This window comes from Streptomyces sp. NPDC030799, from assembly GCF_055572255.1.
On the sequence record NZ_JBVIDS010000004.1, the window covers coordinates 220,120 to 235,632 of the forward strand.

The 15,513-nt window shown below is 72.6% G+C and carries 11 protein-coding genes; 1 reads left to right on the top strand and 10 read right to left on the bottom strand.

Annotation, left to right across the window (positions count from 1 at the left end; genetic code table 11):
- Positions 1-54: 54 nt before the first annotated feature.
- From ACZ41I_RS11970 to ACZ41I_RS12015, 10 genes are all read right to left on the bottom strand, one after another.
- Entirely contained in the window at positions 55-606 is a 552-nt protein-coding gene (locus tag ACZ41I_RS11970; RefSeq protein ID WP_399766078.1) for a GNAT family N-acetyltransferase, read from the bottom strand.
- 72 nt (positions 607-678) lie between these two features.
- Positions 679-2,559, bottom strand: coding sequence for a CocE/NonD family hydrolase (locus tag ACZ41I_RS11975; RefSeq protein WP_468513981.1), 1,881 nt, complete (start codon positions 2,557-2,559; stop codon positions 679-681).
- A gap of 71 nt (positions 2,560-2,630) precedes the next feature.
- A complete protein-coding gene (locus ACZ41I_RS11980) occupies positions 2,631-3,554 on the bottom strand; it encodes a S66 peptidase family protein (protein ID WP_468322687.1) in 924 nt (307 codons plus the stop codon).
- Positions 3,551-5,503 (bottom strand): prolyl oligopeptidase family serine peptidase, encoded by a 1,953-nt coding sequence (locus ACZ41I_RS11985; protein WP_468513982.1) that lies wholly within the window; start codon positions 5,501-5,503, stop codon positions 3,551-3,553. The genes ACZ41I_RS11980 and ACZ41I_RS11985 overlap by 4 nt, the downstream gene beginning before the upstream one ends.
- Positions 5,504-5,516: 13 nt before the next feature.
- Entirely contained in the window at positions 5,517-6,833 is a 1,317-nt protein-coding gene (locus tag ACZ41I_RS11990) for a M20/M25/M40 family metallo-hydrolase (RefSeq protein WP_468513983.1), read from the bottom strand.
- The gene (locus ACZ41I_RS11995) at positions 6,826-7,659 is read right to left on the bottom strand and encodes a M55 family metallopeptidase (protein WP_399766093.1); all 834 of its coding nucleotides are present in this window, start codon (positions 7,657-7,659) and stop codon (positions 6,826-6,828) included. The genes ACZ41I_RS11990 and ACZ41I_RS11995 overlap by 8 nt, the downstream gene beginning before the upstream one ends.
- A 93-nt stretch (positions 7,660-7,752) precedes the next feature.
- Positions 7,753-8,466: a methyltransferase domain-containing protein gene (locus tag ACZ41I_RS12000; RefSeq protein WP_468513984.1), complete on the bottom strand. Its 714-nt coding sequence runs from the start codon at positions 8,464-8,466 to the stop codon at positions 7,753-7,755.
- Positions 8,467-8,610: 144 nt separating this feature from the next.
- Positions 8,611-11,064, bottom strand: coding sequence for an ATP-binding SpoIIE family protein phosphatase (locus ACZ41I_RS12005; protein ID WP_468513985.1), 2,454 nt, complete (start codon positions 11,062-11,064; stop codon positions 8,611-8,613).
- Between the two features lie 157 nt (positions 11,065-11,221).
- Entirely contained in the window at positions 11,222-13,624 is a 2,403-nt protein-coding gene (locus tag ACZ41I_RS12010; protein WP_468513986.1) for an MFS transporter, read from the bottom strand.
- Between the two features lie 161 nt (positions 13,625-13,785).
- A complete protein-coding gene (locus tag ACZ41I_RS12015; protein WP_351244431.1) occupies positions 13,786-14,229 on the bottom strand; it encodes an SRPBCC family protein in 444 nt (147 codons plus the stop codon).
- A gap of 135 nt (positions 14,230-14,364) precedes the next feature.
- On the opposite strand from ACZ41I_RS12015, the gene ACZ41I_RS12020 reads away from it, so the two are divergent.
- Entirely contained in the window at positions 14,365-15,396 is a 1,032-nt protein-coding gene (locus tag ACZ41I_RS12020; protein ID WP_468322702.1) for an Rv2578c family radical SAM protein, read from the top strand.
- Positions 15,397-15,513 lie beyond the last annotated feature (117 nt).

A 15,513-nucleotide genomic window follows, 5' to 3' on the forward strand; every position in this document is an offset into this window, starting at 1 on the left:
CGACGGCGGGTGCGACGGACGGGTCGAGGACGCCGGCGTCGCGGTCGCCGCCGTTCAGCCGGAAGCCCTCATCTCCTTGGTCAGCGCCCAGCGTTCGTGGTCGCGCCAGGCGCCGTCGATGTAGATCATGTTCGGGGAGAAGCCCTCGTGCCGGAACCCGGCGCCCCGGGCGAGCGCGAGGGAGGCGGTGTTCTCGGGCTGCGCGTTGATCTCCAGCCGGTGCAGTCCCAGCGGCCCGAAGGCGTACCCGATGACCAGGTCGAGGCCCTCGCGCATCAGGCCGCGCCCGGCGGCGTGTGCGAAGACGCCGTAGCCGAGGGCACCGCACTGGAAGCCGCCGCGCACGATGTTGTTGATGTTGATGAATCCGACGATGTCCCCGCTGTCCTTCTCACACACCAGGAAGCCGGCCTTGGCCGGGTCCTCGATCAGCCGGCCGGCGTAGGCGGCGTAGGCCTCTTCGGTGTCCGGCGGGAACAGCCAGGGCCGGTGCAGGTCCTTGCTCTCTCGGGTCCGCGCGGTGAACTCGGGGCCGTCCTCCAGGGTGAAGTGACGGATGGCCACGCGGGGGCCCTCGGCGAGGTAGTGGGGCGCGGTGTGCGGCATCGGGTCAGCTTACGGCGTTGCGGGCGTGCGGTGCCCGGTTTCGTACTCCGCCCGCCGCGCCCCGGGACCGGCTCAGCCGCCGACGGCCGGCAGCCGCAGCACACCGGTGTCCCCGGGCGCGCTGACCACGGTCACCGGCTTGATCCCCCGGTTGCCGAAGTAGGCGTCGTCGCTCGCCGCGATCACGAACCGCAGCCGGTGCCCGGGCGCGTACCGGTGCACGATGCCCGGCAGGCTGACGGTGAAGCGCTTGGTCACGTCCGGTACCCGGACCGGTGCGACCAGCCGGTGGACCAGCGTCTGGCTGCCGTCGGGCGCGACGTCGTACAGCTTGGCGAACAGCACCAGCCGGTCGGCGGCGTCGCCGGAGTTCTGGGTGTGTTCGGCCGTCGGGGAGACGACCCTGAGGGTGACCTGCGGGGCGCCGACGACGTCGAGGTTCCTGGTGAGGGCCGCGCCGGTCCAGGCGAGGTAGGTGCCCTTGGTGTCGTACGGCTCCGGGTCGGGCAGGCCGACGGATCCGGTCAGGGAGCTCTCCGAATGGCTCGTCGGGACGGGTCCGTTGGCGTAGCTGCGGCTGCCGCGGGTCACCTTGGCACTGTTGTCGACCAGCTTGCCGTCCCCGGAGAGGTAGAGGGTCCGGCTGAGGGCGGGGACCCGGTCGGCGGTGGCGTAGGTGCGGGCGGGGTCGGTGATCCAGTCCCGGTAGTAGGCGAACGCGGGGCCGGTGCCGGAGCTTTTGCCCTTCTTCAGATAGCGGTCGAACCAGGCGAGGATGCGCCGGCCGACATAGCTGGACTCCAGGTCGCCCCGGACCAGGTTGAGTTCGCCGGGCGCGGGGTCGGTGATTCCGCCGCTGTGACCCCAGGACTGCCAGATCAGCGCGGCCGGGGTGCCGTGAGCCCTGAGGGTGCGGTAACTGGCCGTCGCCTCGTTGAGGTTGAACAGGCTGTCGGCCTGGCCCTGGACGAGCAGGGTGGGCGCCTGCACGCGGGGGAGGTAACTCGTCGGGGAGACACTGCGGGCGTAGGCGAGCAGCCGGGCGGTGCGGTCGGCCGGGTAGGTGCCGGAGTTGAGGGTGCGCACGGTGTCGCAGACGTCGGAGACGAAGTGCAGACAGGCCAGCGAGTTGATCCGGGACGGGTCCAGGTTCGGGACGGTCAGCGGCTGGCTCTCGCCGGCCAGGTAGAAGCCGTTGGTCCACTGCCACTTGAAGGCGCCGGGCACCTGGGGGGCGCCGACGGCGTTGTTCGGGTCCAGGGAGTAGACGAGGTCGTTCCAGGTGATGAGCGGGACGAGGGCGTCGACGCGGGGGTCGGCGGAGGCGGTGGCCAGCTGGATCGCGCCGCCGTAGGAGCCGCCGATCATGCCGACGCGGGGGTCGCCGGGGGCGTCGAGGGTGACGAAGTCGGCGCGGGTGCCGTCGTCGGCGGTGCGCTTGCCGCCGAGGAAGTCGACCAGCTGGGAGGCGGCCCTGCCGTCGATGCCGGGATCGTCCAGGGAGATCAGGCAGCCGGTCTGGCCGAAGCCGAGGCCGGAGTAGACGAGGGAGACGTAACCGCGCTCGGCGAAGACCTTGCCGATGGCGTCGGTGGAGCCGTCCGACTTGCTGCCGCCGAAGCCGTTGGTGGCGAGGACGGCGGGCGCGGGATGGGCGTGGTCGGCGCCGGCGGGGCGGTACAGGTCGGCGTCGACCGCACATCTGCGGCCGCCGGCCTCGACGGTGAACTTCAGCGGGGTGACGGTGTACTGGCCGCTCGCACGGGCCGGGCCGGCGGCGAGCGTGAGGGGTGCGGTGAGGGCCGCGCCGAGCAGCGCGGCGAGGGCCTTTTGTCCTAGGGCGGCACGGGATCGGGACGCACGGCGGCGCGCCGGTCGGGGCACACGTCGGGGCACGGGGTCCTCCACACTGAGGCACACGGATACCGACCAGTAGGTCTGGCCGAGGAGCATGCTGTGACACGTGTCAGGCGCGGGTCAATCGACGCGCATGTGGTTTCTTGACGGGGATTCAGTGGGCGCGGTCAGCGCAGCGCGGGCTCGTCGAGCGTCAACGTGGCCGTCTCCGCATCGAGTTCGGCCGCGACGCCGAAGGGTATCGTCAGCGCGCCGGCGCAGTGGCCGAAGCCGAACTCCTCCACCACCGGTACACCGAGCGGGCCGAGCCGGTCGGCCAGCAGCGGCCGTATCTCCTCGTAGCGGGAGCACTCCTCCCAGGAGCCGAGCAGCACCCCGCGCACCTGCTCCAGCCAGCCCGCGCGCAGGAGTTGGGTGAGATACCGGTCCAGCCGGTACGTCTCCTCGCCCACGTCCTCCAGGCACAGCAGCCCGCCGGCGGCCGAGGCACGCGCGTGCGGGGTGCCCAGTTCCGCGGCGAGCAGGCACAGCAGGCCGCCGAGGGTGACACCGCGTGCCCGGCCGGGCACGAGGGCCGTGCCGCCGGAGGCGATGGTGCGGACGGTCTCGGGGGCGAAGAGCGTGGCCCGCAGATGCTCCTGTGCCCGGGTGTTCTTGACGAAGTCGGCGCCGGCCGCCATCGGCCCGTACAGCGTGGCCAGCCCGAGGCGGGTGGCGAAGGCCTCGTGCAGGACGGTGTGGTCGCTGAAGCCGACGAAGACCTTCGGCCCGGCCGCCCGCAGCGCCTCCCAGTCCAGCAGGTCGACCATGCGCTGGGTCCCGTATCCGCCGCGGGCGCACAGCACCGCGTCCACCGCCGGGTCGCACCAGGCGTTCTGCAGGTCGGCGGCGCGATCGGCGTCCGTGCCGGCCAGGTAGCCGAACTCGGGATGCCGGTCCAGGACATGGGGTCCGACCACCGGGTCGAGGTCCCAGCCGCGCAGCACGTCGAGCCCTGCCTGGAGCCGCTCCTCGGGCACCGGCCCGCTGGTGGCGACGACGGCCACCCGGGCGCCCGGGGCCAGCCGCTTCGGCCGTGTCAGTTCCTTCACGAGTGCAGCTCCAGTCTGGGGACACCGGGCACGTCCAGCCCGAACACCTGGGCGTACAGGGAGATTTCGGCCTCCAGGGCGCGGATCATCGTATCGGCCCGCCGGAACCCGTGTCCCTCCCCCGCAAAGGTGATGTAGGCGTGCGGCAGGCCCCGGCCCGCGATCCGGGCGAGGAAACGTTCGCACTGGGCGGGCGGGCAGATCACGTCGTCCAGGCCCTGCAGCAGCAGGAACGGCACGGTGAGCCGGTCGGCGTGCGCGGTCGGCGACCGCTCGGCGTACCGGGCGGGCACCTCGGCGAGCGGCCCGATCAGTGACTCCAGGTAGCGGGACTCGAAGTCGTGGGTCTCGCCGGGGCCCCAGGTGGCCAGGTCGAGGATCGGGTAGACGATGGTGCCGCAGGCGTAGACGTCGGTCGTGGTCAGCGAGACGGCACTGGTCCAGCCGCCGGCGCTGCCGCCGCGGATGGCGAGCCGGTCCGGGTCGGCGGTGCCCTCCTCGGCGAGGGCGCGGGCGACGGCCGCGCAGTCCTCGACGTCGACCACGCCCCACTGCCCGCGCAGCCGCTCACGGTAGGCCCGGCCGTACCCGGTGGAGCCGCCGTAGTTCACCTCGGCCACCCCGATGCCCCGGGAGGTGAAGTAGGCGATGGCGAGGTCCAGCACGAGCGGCGCCCTGCTGGTCGGGCCGCCGTGCGCCCAGATGACGTACGGCGGTGCCGCACCGTCGGGCGCGGTCCGTGCGGGGTGGTGCGGCGGGTAGACGTGGGCGTGCACCTCGCGGCCGTCCGGGCCGGTGAAGGTGCGGATGTGCGGCTCGGGGTAGTAGGCGGGGTCGACGGCGTCCCGGTGCCGGGCGCCGATGGCGCGGGCCCGGCCGGTGGCGGTGTCCAGCTCGACCACTTCGTACGCGGTGCGCGGACTGGCGCCGACGCCGACCACGCGCCCGCCGTGGGCGGCGAGGGTGGCGCCGAACTCGGTCCACGGTCCGGCGGCGTCGACGATCTCCCCGGATTCTGTATCCAGTATTCCGAGTACGGTCGACCCTCGGCCGTGCACGACCGCGACCAGACCGTCGTCCAGCGGCGCGAACCAGCGCAGGCCCGGTTTCCACAGGGGGCCGGCGAACTCCTCGTCGCGCGGGCACAGCGGGATGCCGTCCCGGTACAGGTTCCACCAGCCGCTGCGGTCGCTCGTATACAGAAGACGGTTGTCCGTCGACCATTCGGCCTGCGCGATCGCCTCCTGGGGCCCGCCGGCGACGGCGTCGACGGTATGCAGTGTGCCGTCGACAGCGATCTGGGCGACGAGCAGTTCCGTTCCGTCCCACGGCATGCGCGGATGGTCCCAGGCCAGCCAGGCCGCCCGGCGGCCGTCGGGCGAGACGCGGGGCCCGGTGACGAACCGGTGCCCGCCGTCGGTGAGCTCGCGTACGAGGGTCCGGTCCTCGGCGGCGGAGCCGTCCAGCGGTACGGCCGCCAGGACCCGCCGCACGTCCGAGGGGCCGGCGCCGGTGAACTCCTCCAGCACACACCACACCTCGCCGCGCGCGAGGTCCAGATGGGGGTCCGCCCAGCGCAGTCCCGCGCCGACCGGGGAGACGGGGGTCAGCGGGCGCGGCTCGCCGCCGGGCTCGTACCGGTACAGCCGCTGGTCGGCGAAGTGCGTGAACACGACGAGCGGTCCGCCGGCGCCCACCGCCCCGGACCAGGGCCGGCCGCCGTACTCCATCACCCGGTTGCGCACGTTCCACGGCGCGGGCAGCACGACCTCCTCCACGCCCTCGGCCGTGCGCCGTACGAGCGCCCGGCGACCGCCCTCGGCCGGCCGGGGCTCGGTCCACCACACCTCGTCCCCGACGAATCCCACCCACTCCGGCTGCCCGTCGTGCGCGGCGGCCAGCGCCGCGTCGATGGGCGACGGCCACGATCCGTACGGCGACGTCCGCATCGTCTCCCCTCCCCTAGGCCGTCCGCAGGAAGCGGTCGAGCACCCGGACGCCGAAGTGCAGCGCCTCGACGGGCACCCGCTCGTCCACGCCGTGGAACAGCGCCTGGTAGTCGAGGTCCTCGGGCAGCTTCAGCGGGGTGAACCCGTAGCCGGTGATGCCGAGCCGGGAGAACTGCTTGGCGTCCGTGCCGCCCGACATGCAGTACGGCACCACATGCCCCTCGGGCGCGAACTCCGTCACCGCGGCCCGCATCCTGGCGAACGTGGGCGAGTCCACCGGCGCCTGCAGAGCCACCTCCCGGTGCGCGAACTCCCAGCTCACGTCCGGACCGGTCAGATGGTCGAGGGTGGCGGTGAACTCCTCCTCCGCGCCCGGCAGACAGCGCCCGTCCACGTAGGCGACCGCCTCGCCGGGGATGACGTTCAGCTTGTAACCGGCGTTCAGCATGGTCGGGTTGGCGCTGTTGCACAGGGTGGCCTCGACCAGCTTGGCCGCCGGGCCCAGCTTCTCCAGCAGCAGGTCCATGTCGGTGAAGTCGGGCTCGACGCCGTAGAGAACGGCGAGTTCGGTGAGCGCGGCCCGCACGGTCGGGGTGAGTCTCCGGCGCCACTGGTGCTCACCGATCCGGGTGACGGCGGCGGCGAGGCGGGTCACCGCGTTCTCCTTGTTCACCTTGGAGCCGTGCCCGGCCCGGCCGCGCGCGGTGAGCTTCAGCCAGCCGGTCCCCCGCTCCCCCGCCGCGATCGGATAGATCTGCCGGCCGGTACCGTCGTGGAAGGTGAAGGCTCCCGACTCGCTGATGCCCTCGGTGCAGCCCTCGAACAGCTCGGGATGCTCGTCGGCGAGGAAGCCGGAGCCGTCCTCGGCGCTGGCCTCCTCGTCGGCGGTGAACGCGATGACCAGGTCCCGGCGCGGCCGTACGCCCGCCCGGGCCCAGGAGCGGACGACCGCCAGGATCATCGCGTCCATGTTCTTCATGTCGACGGCGCCCCGCCCCCACACCACCCCGTCGCGGATCTCGCCGGAGAACGGGTGGACGCTCCAGTCGGCGGCCTCGGCGGGCACCACGTCGAGATGACCGTGCACCAGCAGCGCGTCGGCGGACGGGTCGGTGCCCTCGATCCGGGCGACGACGTTGGTGCGGCCCGGCGTGCGCTCCAGCAGCAGCGGTTCCACGCCCGCGCCGGCCAGCCGCTCGGCCGCGTACTCGGCGGCGGGCCGCTCCCGGCAGTCCCCGCCGCCCCGGTTGGTGGTGTCGATGCGGATCAGGCCGGAGGTGAACTCCACGACCTCGGCCAGAGCCAGTTCGTCGGCCTGCTGGTCAGCCATACTGCTCCTCCACGGCGGCCGAGACGATCGTGGTGACCGCCTTGAACGTCCTGATCCCCTCGTACATGGTGGCGCTGGTGTACGCCACCTTCCGCTCCCCGATCCGCGCGACCCCGGGCACGACGGTCGCGGCCATCGCCAGATGCTCGGCGTCGAACTCGACAGCGACCGTGAACGGCCCGGCCTGCACGGGTGCGTGGCGCACCGCCAGCCGTGCGGCCTCCTTGGCGGCGCCGCGGATGTCGGCGGCGGTGCGGGCCGGGGTGCGGCACACCGCCGCATACCGCGACACATGGTCTTTCACCGCCACCTTCAGTGCCTCCGGTGCGTACCCGAGCGCGTCCTCGCAGGCCACGTCGTCACCGGTGACGAGGACGACGGGCACGCCGTACTCCGCGACGACGTGCGCGTTGAGCAGACCCTCGCTGGCGCGGACGTCGTTCAGCCACACCCCGGTGATCTGGTTCGCGAGGTAGGTGTGGGCGAGGACGCCCTCCATGCCGGCGCCCGCGTGGTAGCCGACGAACGCGATGCCGTCCACGTCGCCGTGCTGGACGCCCTCCACCATGGACAGCGCCTTGTGCCGCCCGGTGAGCATCTCCACCCGCTCGTCGAGCCGCTCCAGCAGCAGATTGCGCATGGTCCAGTGGGCCTCGTTGACAAGAACCTGCTCCGCCCCGCCGTCGAAGAAGCCTTCCACGGCGGCGTTCACGTCCGAGGTGAACATCGACCGGCACCGCTCCCACTGCGGCGTGCCCGGCAGCACGTCGGCCGGCCAGGTGACGCCCGTGGCTCCCTCCATGTCGGCACTGATGAGGATCTTCATGGTGCGTCACGTTACGCGTCGAGGAGCGGCCAGGCTACGACCCCGACGCGTCGGCCGGGCGGCCTTCTCGGCCGGGGAAGACCGTCGCGGGCCCTACACCCGGGCGAGGACGAACCAGTGGGCCGGCAGCTCGATGCGGGTGCCGTCGGCCAGGTGCTCGGTCTGCGGCAGGGCGGTGTCGCCCTCGGCGAGGACCTTGAGGCCGGCCGCACCGAGCAGCCGCGGGATCTCGTCGTCGTCGGCGTCGGCGGGCTTGAGCCCGTGGTGGAAGACGCGCTGGAGCTTGGGCCCCGGGCCCTCGGAGGCGGCGCGCTTCAGGACGTCCCGGGAGCCGGAGGTGAGTTCGACGACGAACGCCCGGCCCTCGGTGCCGAGGATCTCGGCGACGGCGGCGGCGACCGCGGGCCGTGCCTCGGGTTCGCTCTGGTGGATGACGGCCCGCATGTAGACATTGGCGTCGCCGAGCCGCTCGTGCAGGGCGCGTACGGCGTCGCCGTCGGTGAGGTCGAGCTGCTGGAACTCCACGGTGTCGTCCTGCGTGGTGCGGCGGGCGTGCTCGACGGCGGCGTGCGAGAGGTCGACGCCGACGGCGCGCGCGAACCGGGTGGCGAGGTAGCGGGTCTGGGTGCCGTTGCCGCAGCCGAGGTCGACGATGGTGCGCGCCGGATCCGCGTGGGGCAGCAGCAGGGCGCTGTGCGGTGCGGCGGACAGGGCGGGGTCGCAGTCCCAGATCGCCTCGCCCGCCTCGTCGGAGGTCTCGCTCCAGTAACTCTCCCAGTTGCGGCGGTACTTGTCCGAGACGTTCATGCGCTCTCCCCACGGTTCGGTTCCGTGATCGGGATATCGCGGGGACATGCGGCGGGGCAAGGGGCCCGCAGCCACCTTCACCGGAAGTACGGACGCCGGACCACTCCGGGGGCGCGCACCGGCAGGTCGCACGCCCCCTGCTCGTCATCCTCTGCCGGTGATGGCCTGTTCGAACCAGACGGTCTTGCGGTGCCCGGTGGCGCTGGCGCCCCACTCCCGGGCCAGCCGGCTGACCACGCGCAGGCCGCGGCCCGACTCGTCGTACGGCCCGGCTGCGAGCATCTCGGGCAGGCCCGGCTCGTCGTCGGTGACCTCGAACAGCAGCGCGTCGGTGCGGACCACACGCAACCCGACGGGCTCGCTCCGGGCATGCCGGACGGCGTTGGTGACGACCTCGCTGACCAGCAGCTCGGCGGTCCGAACCGCCTGCGGCAGCCCCCAGGTGAGGAGCTGTGCGCGGACCTCGTGGCGGGCCCGGGCGACCTCGCGCGGGTCCGCGTCGAAGCGCCACTCGGCGACGTGGTCGTCGGGGATGCCGTTGAGGCGGGCCATGAGGAGGGCGACGTCGTCCTTGCGGCCGCCGCGCGTGTTCAGGGCGCGGATGATGGTGTCGCAGGCGTCGTCCATGGAGGCGGCGGGGTGCGCGGCGGACTCGCAGAGCGCGGCCAGGCCCTCGCCGATGTCGCAGCCGCGCACCTCGACCAGGCCGTCGGTGCACAGCACCAGCCGGTCGCCGGGCCGGACCCTGACCCGGGTGGCCTCGAACGGGACGCCGCCGACGCCGATGGGGGCACCGGTGGGCAGTTCCAGCAGTTCGCTGCTGCCGTCCTCGGCGCGCACCAGGACGGGCGGGATGTGTCCGGCGTTGGCGAGGTGCAGCTCGCCGCGGATCGGGTCGTAGACGGCGTACAGGCAGGTGGCGAGGTAGGTGTCGCCGAGCCTGCGGGCCAGGTCGTCGAGGTTGCGCAGGAGCTGGGCGGGCGGCGTCTCCATGGTGGCCATGGTCTGCACCGCGGTGCGCAACTGGCCCATCATCGCGGCCGAGTTGAGGCCGTGCCCCATGACGTCGCCGACCACGAGGGCGGTGCGCGAGCCGGGCAGTTTGATGGTGTCGAACCAGTCGCCGCCGATCCGGCCGAGCCGGGTGCCGGGCAGATAGCGGGTGGCGATGTCACAGCCGGCCATCCGGGGGCTGACCTGCGGGAGCATGCTGTCCTGCAGGGTGTCGGCGACGTTCTCCTGGTAGGTGTACATGCGGGCGTTGTCGAGTACGAGGCCCGCGCGGGCGGCCAGTTCGGCGCCGGTGGTGCGGTCGATGTCGTCGAAGGCCGGGCGGTCCGGGCGGCGCATCAGCACCATGAAGCCGAGGACGACGTTGCGGGCCTTGAGCGGGACGATCAGCAGGGAGCGGCCGGTGATGAGCGGTCTGAGATCGCGCTTCTCGAACTCGCCGGAGATGCGGTCGCCCAGATCCTCGGTCACCCGCGGGATGAGGACCGGTTCACCGGTGACCATGCACTTGTAGAACGGGGTGTGTTCGGGGAAGGCGAAGGACTCGCCGACCGGCACGGTGTCGTCCCAACGGCCGGGTTCGTCGTTGTGCTCGACCCACACGCGGAACATCACCGTGTGGGCGTCCGGCGGGCCGTCCGGGAATCCCTCGCCGGCGAGGACGGCCGCGCGCAGATGGGTGCCCGCGAAGTCCGCGAACCGGGGCACGGCGGCACTGGTGACCTCGCGGATGGTCGCACCGAGGTCGAGGGAGGAGCCGATGGCGGAGCTGACCTCGTTGAGGAACTCCAGCCGTTCGCGCACGGCGACGTACTCCAGGTCCTGCTCGGCGCCTTCCGGGAGCACCACCGGCGCCGTCCGCTGCTGGGGTACGACCGCTTCGGTGCGGATGCGTCCGGGACGGCGGGGCACGCCCCAGTAGGGGGTGACGGGTACCCGCTCGGACTGGCTGAACTCCAGGACGGGGTAGCCCAGTTCGAGCACCTGCGAGACGATGCGGCCGCTCAGACCGGGGCCCATGTTGGGCAGGATCTCGGGCAGTCGCCGTTCCAGTTCCTCGGGGGCGGGCAGTTCGGTGTGGCGGGCGAAGCCGGGCGCGATGCGTTCGGCGGTCTCGTCGTCGTATCCGCGCTCCTCGCGCAGCCGCGTGGCGTCGGCGGCGAGCACGAGCAGCCGGGACGGTCCGGGGCCGACCAGCGGGTAGGCCCACCACAGCACGTCCAGCCGCTCGCCGTCCGGTTCCTGCGCGGGCGGGAAGAGACGGGCTCGGCCGGCGGTGGCGTAGCCGGTGTGTCCGCCGAGGGAGGCCTCCAGGCCGGGGCCCAGTACGCCGTACTCCTCGTGGGCGTCCGGCATCGCGTCGCCGCGCAGGTCATCGGGCAGGACGCCCGAGACGGGCAGCAGGTCGGCCGCGACCCGTCCGACGGCGTCCGCCCTGCCCACGTTGAACAGGCGCCGGGCACCGCTGCTCCAGTGGGACACCAGGCCGTCGCGGTCGACGACGACCACGGCCAGCGGAATCCGGCCCGCCGCCGCGCCGTCGGCGCCGCTCCCGGGAGGTGTCTCCCGCTCGCTGCCACGGTCCATGGCCAGGCCCTCTCTCCCCACGGCTGTACGCAAACGATCTGTGCCGCCCCACAACTACGGTACGGCGGCGGCCGGTCGCGATGTGTGGCAATCCTGGAATTGGTTTCACCGGATCGCACCGGCGCGCAGCTCAGCGCCCTGCGTGCGCCGCGGCCGCTCAGTCCTCGTGGCCCAGCTGGAGGTCCCGTTCGGTACGGCCCCCGCCCGCGACCTGGAGCACCGTTGCGACCGGCGGGTAACCGGCGGCGATGACGGTGTACTCGCCGGACGCGAGGTCGACGAACCGGAACATTCCGTCCGCTGCGGTGGTGAGGGTGTCGACGACGTTCCCGGCGGCGTCCAGGAGCGTGACGCGCGCGTCCTCCACAGGCCGTCCGCCGCTCGCCCGGACGGTGCCCTTCAGCACGGCGCCGCCCGCGAGTTCGATGTCCTGCCGGGTCTCCCGGGAGGCCTGCACGGTGACCGGGAGGGCGGCCGGGCGGAAGGCGGGGGCGCCGGCGGCGAGGGTGTACTCGCCGGCGACCAGCTCGGTGATGACATAGCCGCCCTCGCGGCCGCTGCGGGTGGTGGCGACGACCTCGCCGTGCACATCGGTGAGGGTGACGGTGGCATCCCGCACGGGGGTGCCGTCGGCGGTGAGCACGCTGCCGGCGAGGCGACCGGCGCCGCCGAGGACGACATCGAGTTCGACGGGCCGTTCGCCGACGGTGACGGAGACGGCCTGCGGCTGGTGCCCGCCGGCGGCGGCGATGAGCACGTACGACCCGGAGCCGGGCGTGCCGAGCGCGTACCGCCCGTCCTCGCCGCTCGCGCCCCGGCCGATCTGCGCTCCGGCGGCGTCGATCAGGGTGAGCGCCGCGCGGGGCACCACGGTGCCGTCGGGGTGCTGGACCGTGCCGCGGACGGGGACCGCGGCGGCGTAGGGCGAACGCGCCTGCGGGATCGGAGGGTTCACGGTCTCGGGCTCGGGATCGGGCTCGGTCCCGGTCTCGGTGGTGTGGTGGGACACCAGTGGTTTCTCCTTGAGGAAGAAGGCGATGAGCACGCCGAGGACGAGCACCGGGACGAGGTAGAGGAAGATCCGGGGCATCGCGTCGGCGTAGGCGCGGATGTAGGCGTCGCGCAGCGCCGGGGGCAGCGCGTGGACGAGCTGCGGGGTGACCGAGGCGGGGTCGGGCAGCGCGGCGCCCGCGCGCGGGGGCAGCTCCTTGTGCAGCGAGGAGGTGAGCCGGTTCGCGAAGAGGGTGCCGAAGACCGCGGCGCCGACGCTGCCACCGATCTGCCGGAAGTAGTTGTTGGCGCTGGTGGCGGTGCCGAGGTCGGCGGGCCGTACGGAGTTCTGCACGGCGAGGACGAGGACGGGCATCACCATGCCGATGCCGGCGCCGAGGACCGCCATCCAGATGCTGTAGTGCAGCCGGGGCGTGTCCGCTTCGAGGCGGGAGAGCAGCCACATGCCGGCGGCGGAGAGGGCGCCGCCGAGGACGGGGTAGATCTTGTAGCGGCCGGTGTGGCTGATGAGCTGGCCGCCGATGAGGGAGGCGCCGACGATCCCGGCCATCATGGGCAGCATCAGCAGACCGGACTCGGTGGCGCTGGCTCCGTCGGCCATCTGCAGGAAGGTCGGCAGATAGCTGGCGGCGCCGAACAGGGCGACGCCGATCACGAGCCCCACCAGGCCGCTGACGTTGAAGACGGAGTCGCGGAACAGCCTGAGCGGGATGAGGGGTTCGGCGGCGAAGCGCTCGGCGACGACGAAGAGGACGACGGCGGCGAACGCGCCGGCGCCGAGTCCGACGATCCGCCGGGAGTCCCAGGCGTACTCGGTGCCGCCCCAACTGGTGAGCAGCACCAGGCAGGTGGAGGCGCCGGCGAGCAGCAGCGCGCCGAGCACGTCGAGGCGGCCCCGGCTGGGCGGTCGGGGGAGTTTCAGGACGAGGGTGATGACGGCGAGGGTGACCAGGCCGAAGGGGACGTTGATGTAGAAGCACCAGCGCCAGGAGAGGTGGTCGGTGAAGTAGCCGCCGAGCAGCGGCCCGGCGACGGAGGCGAGACCGAAGGCGGCGCCGATCAGGCCCATGTAGCGGCCGCGCTGCCGGGGCGGCACGATGTCGGCGATGATCGCCTGCACGCCGATCATGAGGCCGCCCGCGCCGACGCCCTGGAGCGCGCGGAAGGCGATCAGCTGGTCCATGGTCTGCGCCCGGCCGGCGAGCGCGGAGCCGACGACGAAGACGGCGATGGCGAACTGGAAGACGCCCTTGCGGCCGAAGAGGTCGCCGAGCTTGCCGTACAGCGGCAGGCCGATGGTGGAGGTGAGCAGATAGGCGGTGATCGCCCAGGACATCCGGTCCAGGCCGTGCAGTTCGCCGACGACCTTCGGCAGCGCGGTCGCGACGATCATCTGGTCGAGGGCCGCGAGCAGCAGGGCGAGCACCAGCCCCAAGACCACGAGCCGCACGCGGCGGGCGCCGAGCGAGCCGGTCTCGGCCCCTGGGGCCGCGGGCGCGCCGGCGGGCGCCGTGAGCGGCTCGTCCCGCATCAGAGTCGTCCCGCCCACGTACCGCTCCCCTCGTCGCACCTGTCACAATTCCCGCGTAAGGCGACAACTGCGAACAACTTCGGCGAGTTACGGCACGGTTCTGGACGAGCGGGAGGTCCACTCGAACCGGTGAAGGGGTCCCCAGGGGGCAACGCCCCTTCACCGTCCCGGGGTTCGGGCTACTTCTCGACCTCGGCGGCGAGCCTGGCGAGCACGGCGTCGTAGATCCGGCCGAGGCCCTTGGGCGCGAACGTCTTCTCGAAGAAGCCGCCGATGCCGCCGGCGCCCTTCCAGGTGGTGGTGACGACGACCCGGGAGCTGCCCTCGCCGGCCGGGGTGACGCGCCAGGTGGTGACCATGGAGGAGTTGCGGTCCTTCTCGACCAGCTCGCCGTCCGTGGGCTCGCTGACCTCCAGGAGGCAGTCGCGCACGCGCTTGCTGGTGGCCTGGAGCTTCCAGTGGACGAGGGTGCCCTCGCCGTCGCCGCCCTCGCGGACCTCGTACTCGCTGAAGTGCTCGGGCAGCAGCTTCTGCCGCGTGCCGCGGTAGTCGGCGAGGGCGTCGAACACCTTCTCCGCGTCCGCCGCGACGACCCGCTCCGTAGTGGCCTCGACCTGCGCCATTGCGTTCCTCCAGGACCTGGTTTCTCGGGGTTGGGGCAAGCCAACCACCCCGGTGCCCGGCCGCCCAAATCGGGGGTCGCACGATCATGGGAACACATGTTCTATTCTGTGCCCAGTGCTAGCGAGGAGGGCGTCATGCGCTGGGAGAACCTCACCGAGGAGAGCGAACACGGCCGGGCCGGGACCGCGCTGTTCGGCGCGGACGCCGTCACCACCCGCACCTTCGACACGCCCGAGTTCCGCGGGATCACCTTCCACGAGGTCCGGGCGCGCTCGGTGCTCAACCGGGTGCCGGGCGCCTCGCGCATGCCGTTCGAGTGGACCGTCAATCCCTACCGCGGCTGCACGCACGCGTGCGTGTACTGCTTCGCCAGGAAGACCCACAGCTATCTGGACCTCGACACCGGCATCGGCTTCGACACCCAGATCGTCGTCAAGGTGAACGCGCCCGAGGTGCTGCGCCGCCAGCTGGCCTCCCGGCGCTGGCAGGGCGATCACGTGGCGATGGGCACGAACGTCGACTGCTACCAGCGCGCGGAGGGCCGCTACCGGCTGATGCCGGGCATCATCGGCGCCCTCACCGAGCACGCCAATCCGTTCTCGATCCTCACCAAGGGCACCCTGATCCTGCGCGACCTGGACCTGCTGGTGCGGGCGGCCGAGGTGACGGACGTGGGCATCTCGGTCTCCGTCGGCTTCCTCGACACCGAGCTGTGGCGCACGGTGGAGCCGGGCACGCCCGCGCCCGAGCGCCGGCTGGACGTCGTACGCACCCTGGGCGAACACGGCATCGGCTGCGGGGTGCTGATGGCACCGGTGATCCCGTTCCTGAGCGACCATCCGGACCAGCTGCGCGCCACGGTACGGGCGTTGGCGGAGGCCGGGGCCACCTCGGTGACCCCGCTCACGCTGCACCTGCGCCCCGGTGCGCGGGAGTGGTTCATGGCCTGGCTCGCCCGGCACCACCCGCACCTGGTGCGGCGCTACGAGCGGCTGTACGCGGAGGGCGCCTACGCACCCAGGTGGTACCAGCGCCGGATCACCCGTCAGGTGCACGAGCTGGCCCAGGAGTACGGGATCGGGCCCACGCGCGCGGGCCTGGCCCGCAGGATCCGCCCGCCGGAACCGGCCGACGTGTCCGAGCCGACGCAGCTGACGCTCCTGTGAGGGCCTCGTCCAGGGGGTGAGGCCCGCCCGGCCGCAGGGGGGAGCGTTCGAGGGCTTCGGGCAACCCAAACGGGTCAACTATCCCTACAAGGCGTTCTTCAGAGCGCTCATTCCGGG

Bases quoted from the DNA above. Each gene is read 5' to 3' on its own strand.
- ACZ41I_RS11970 (WP_399766078.1), bottom strand. From the start codon at position 606: ATGCCGCACACCGCGCCCCACTACCTCGCCGAGGGCCCCCGCGTGGCC.
- ACZ41I_RS11975 (WP_468513981.1), bottom strand. From the start codon at position 2,559: ATGCTCCTCGGCCAGACCTACTGGTCGGTATCCGTGTGCCTCAGTGTG.
- ACZ41I_RS11985 (WP_468513982.1), bottom strand. From the start codon at position 5,503: ATGCGGACGTCGCCGTACGGATCGTGGCCGTCGCCCATCGACGCGGCG.
- ACZ41I_RS11990 (WP_468513983.1), bottom strand. From the start codon at position 6,833: ATGGCTGACCAGCAGGCCGACGAACTGGCTCTGGCCGAGGTCGTGGAG.
- ACZ41I_RS11995 (WP_399766093.1), bottom strand. From the start codon at position 7,659: ATGAAGATCCTCATCAGTGCCGACATGGAGGGAGCCACGGGCGTCACC.
- ACZ41I_RS12000 (WP_468513984.1), bottom strand. From the start codon at position 8,466: ATGAACGTCTCGGACAAGTACCGCCGCAACTGGGAGAGTTACTGGAGC.
- ACZ41I_RS12005 (WP_468513985.1), bottom strand. From the start codon at position 11,064: ATGGACCGTGGCAGCGAGCGGGAGACACCTCCCGGGAGCGGCGCCGAC.
- ACZ41I_RS12015 (WP_351244431.1), bottom strand. From the start codon at position 14,229: ATGGCGCAGGTCGAGGCCACTACGGAGCGGGTCGTCGCGGCGGACGCG.
- ACZ41I_RS12020 (WP_468322702.1), top strand. From the start codon at position 14,365: ATGCGCTGGGAGAACCTCACCGAGGAGAGCGAACACGGCCGGGCCGGG.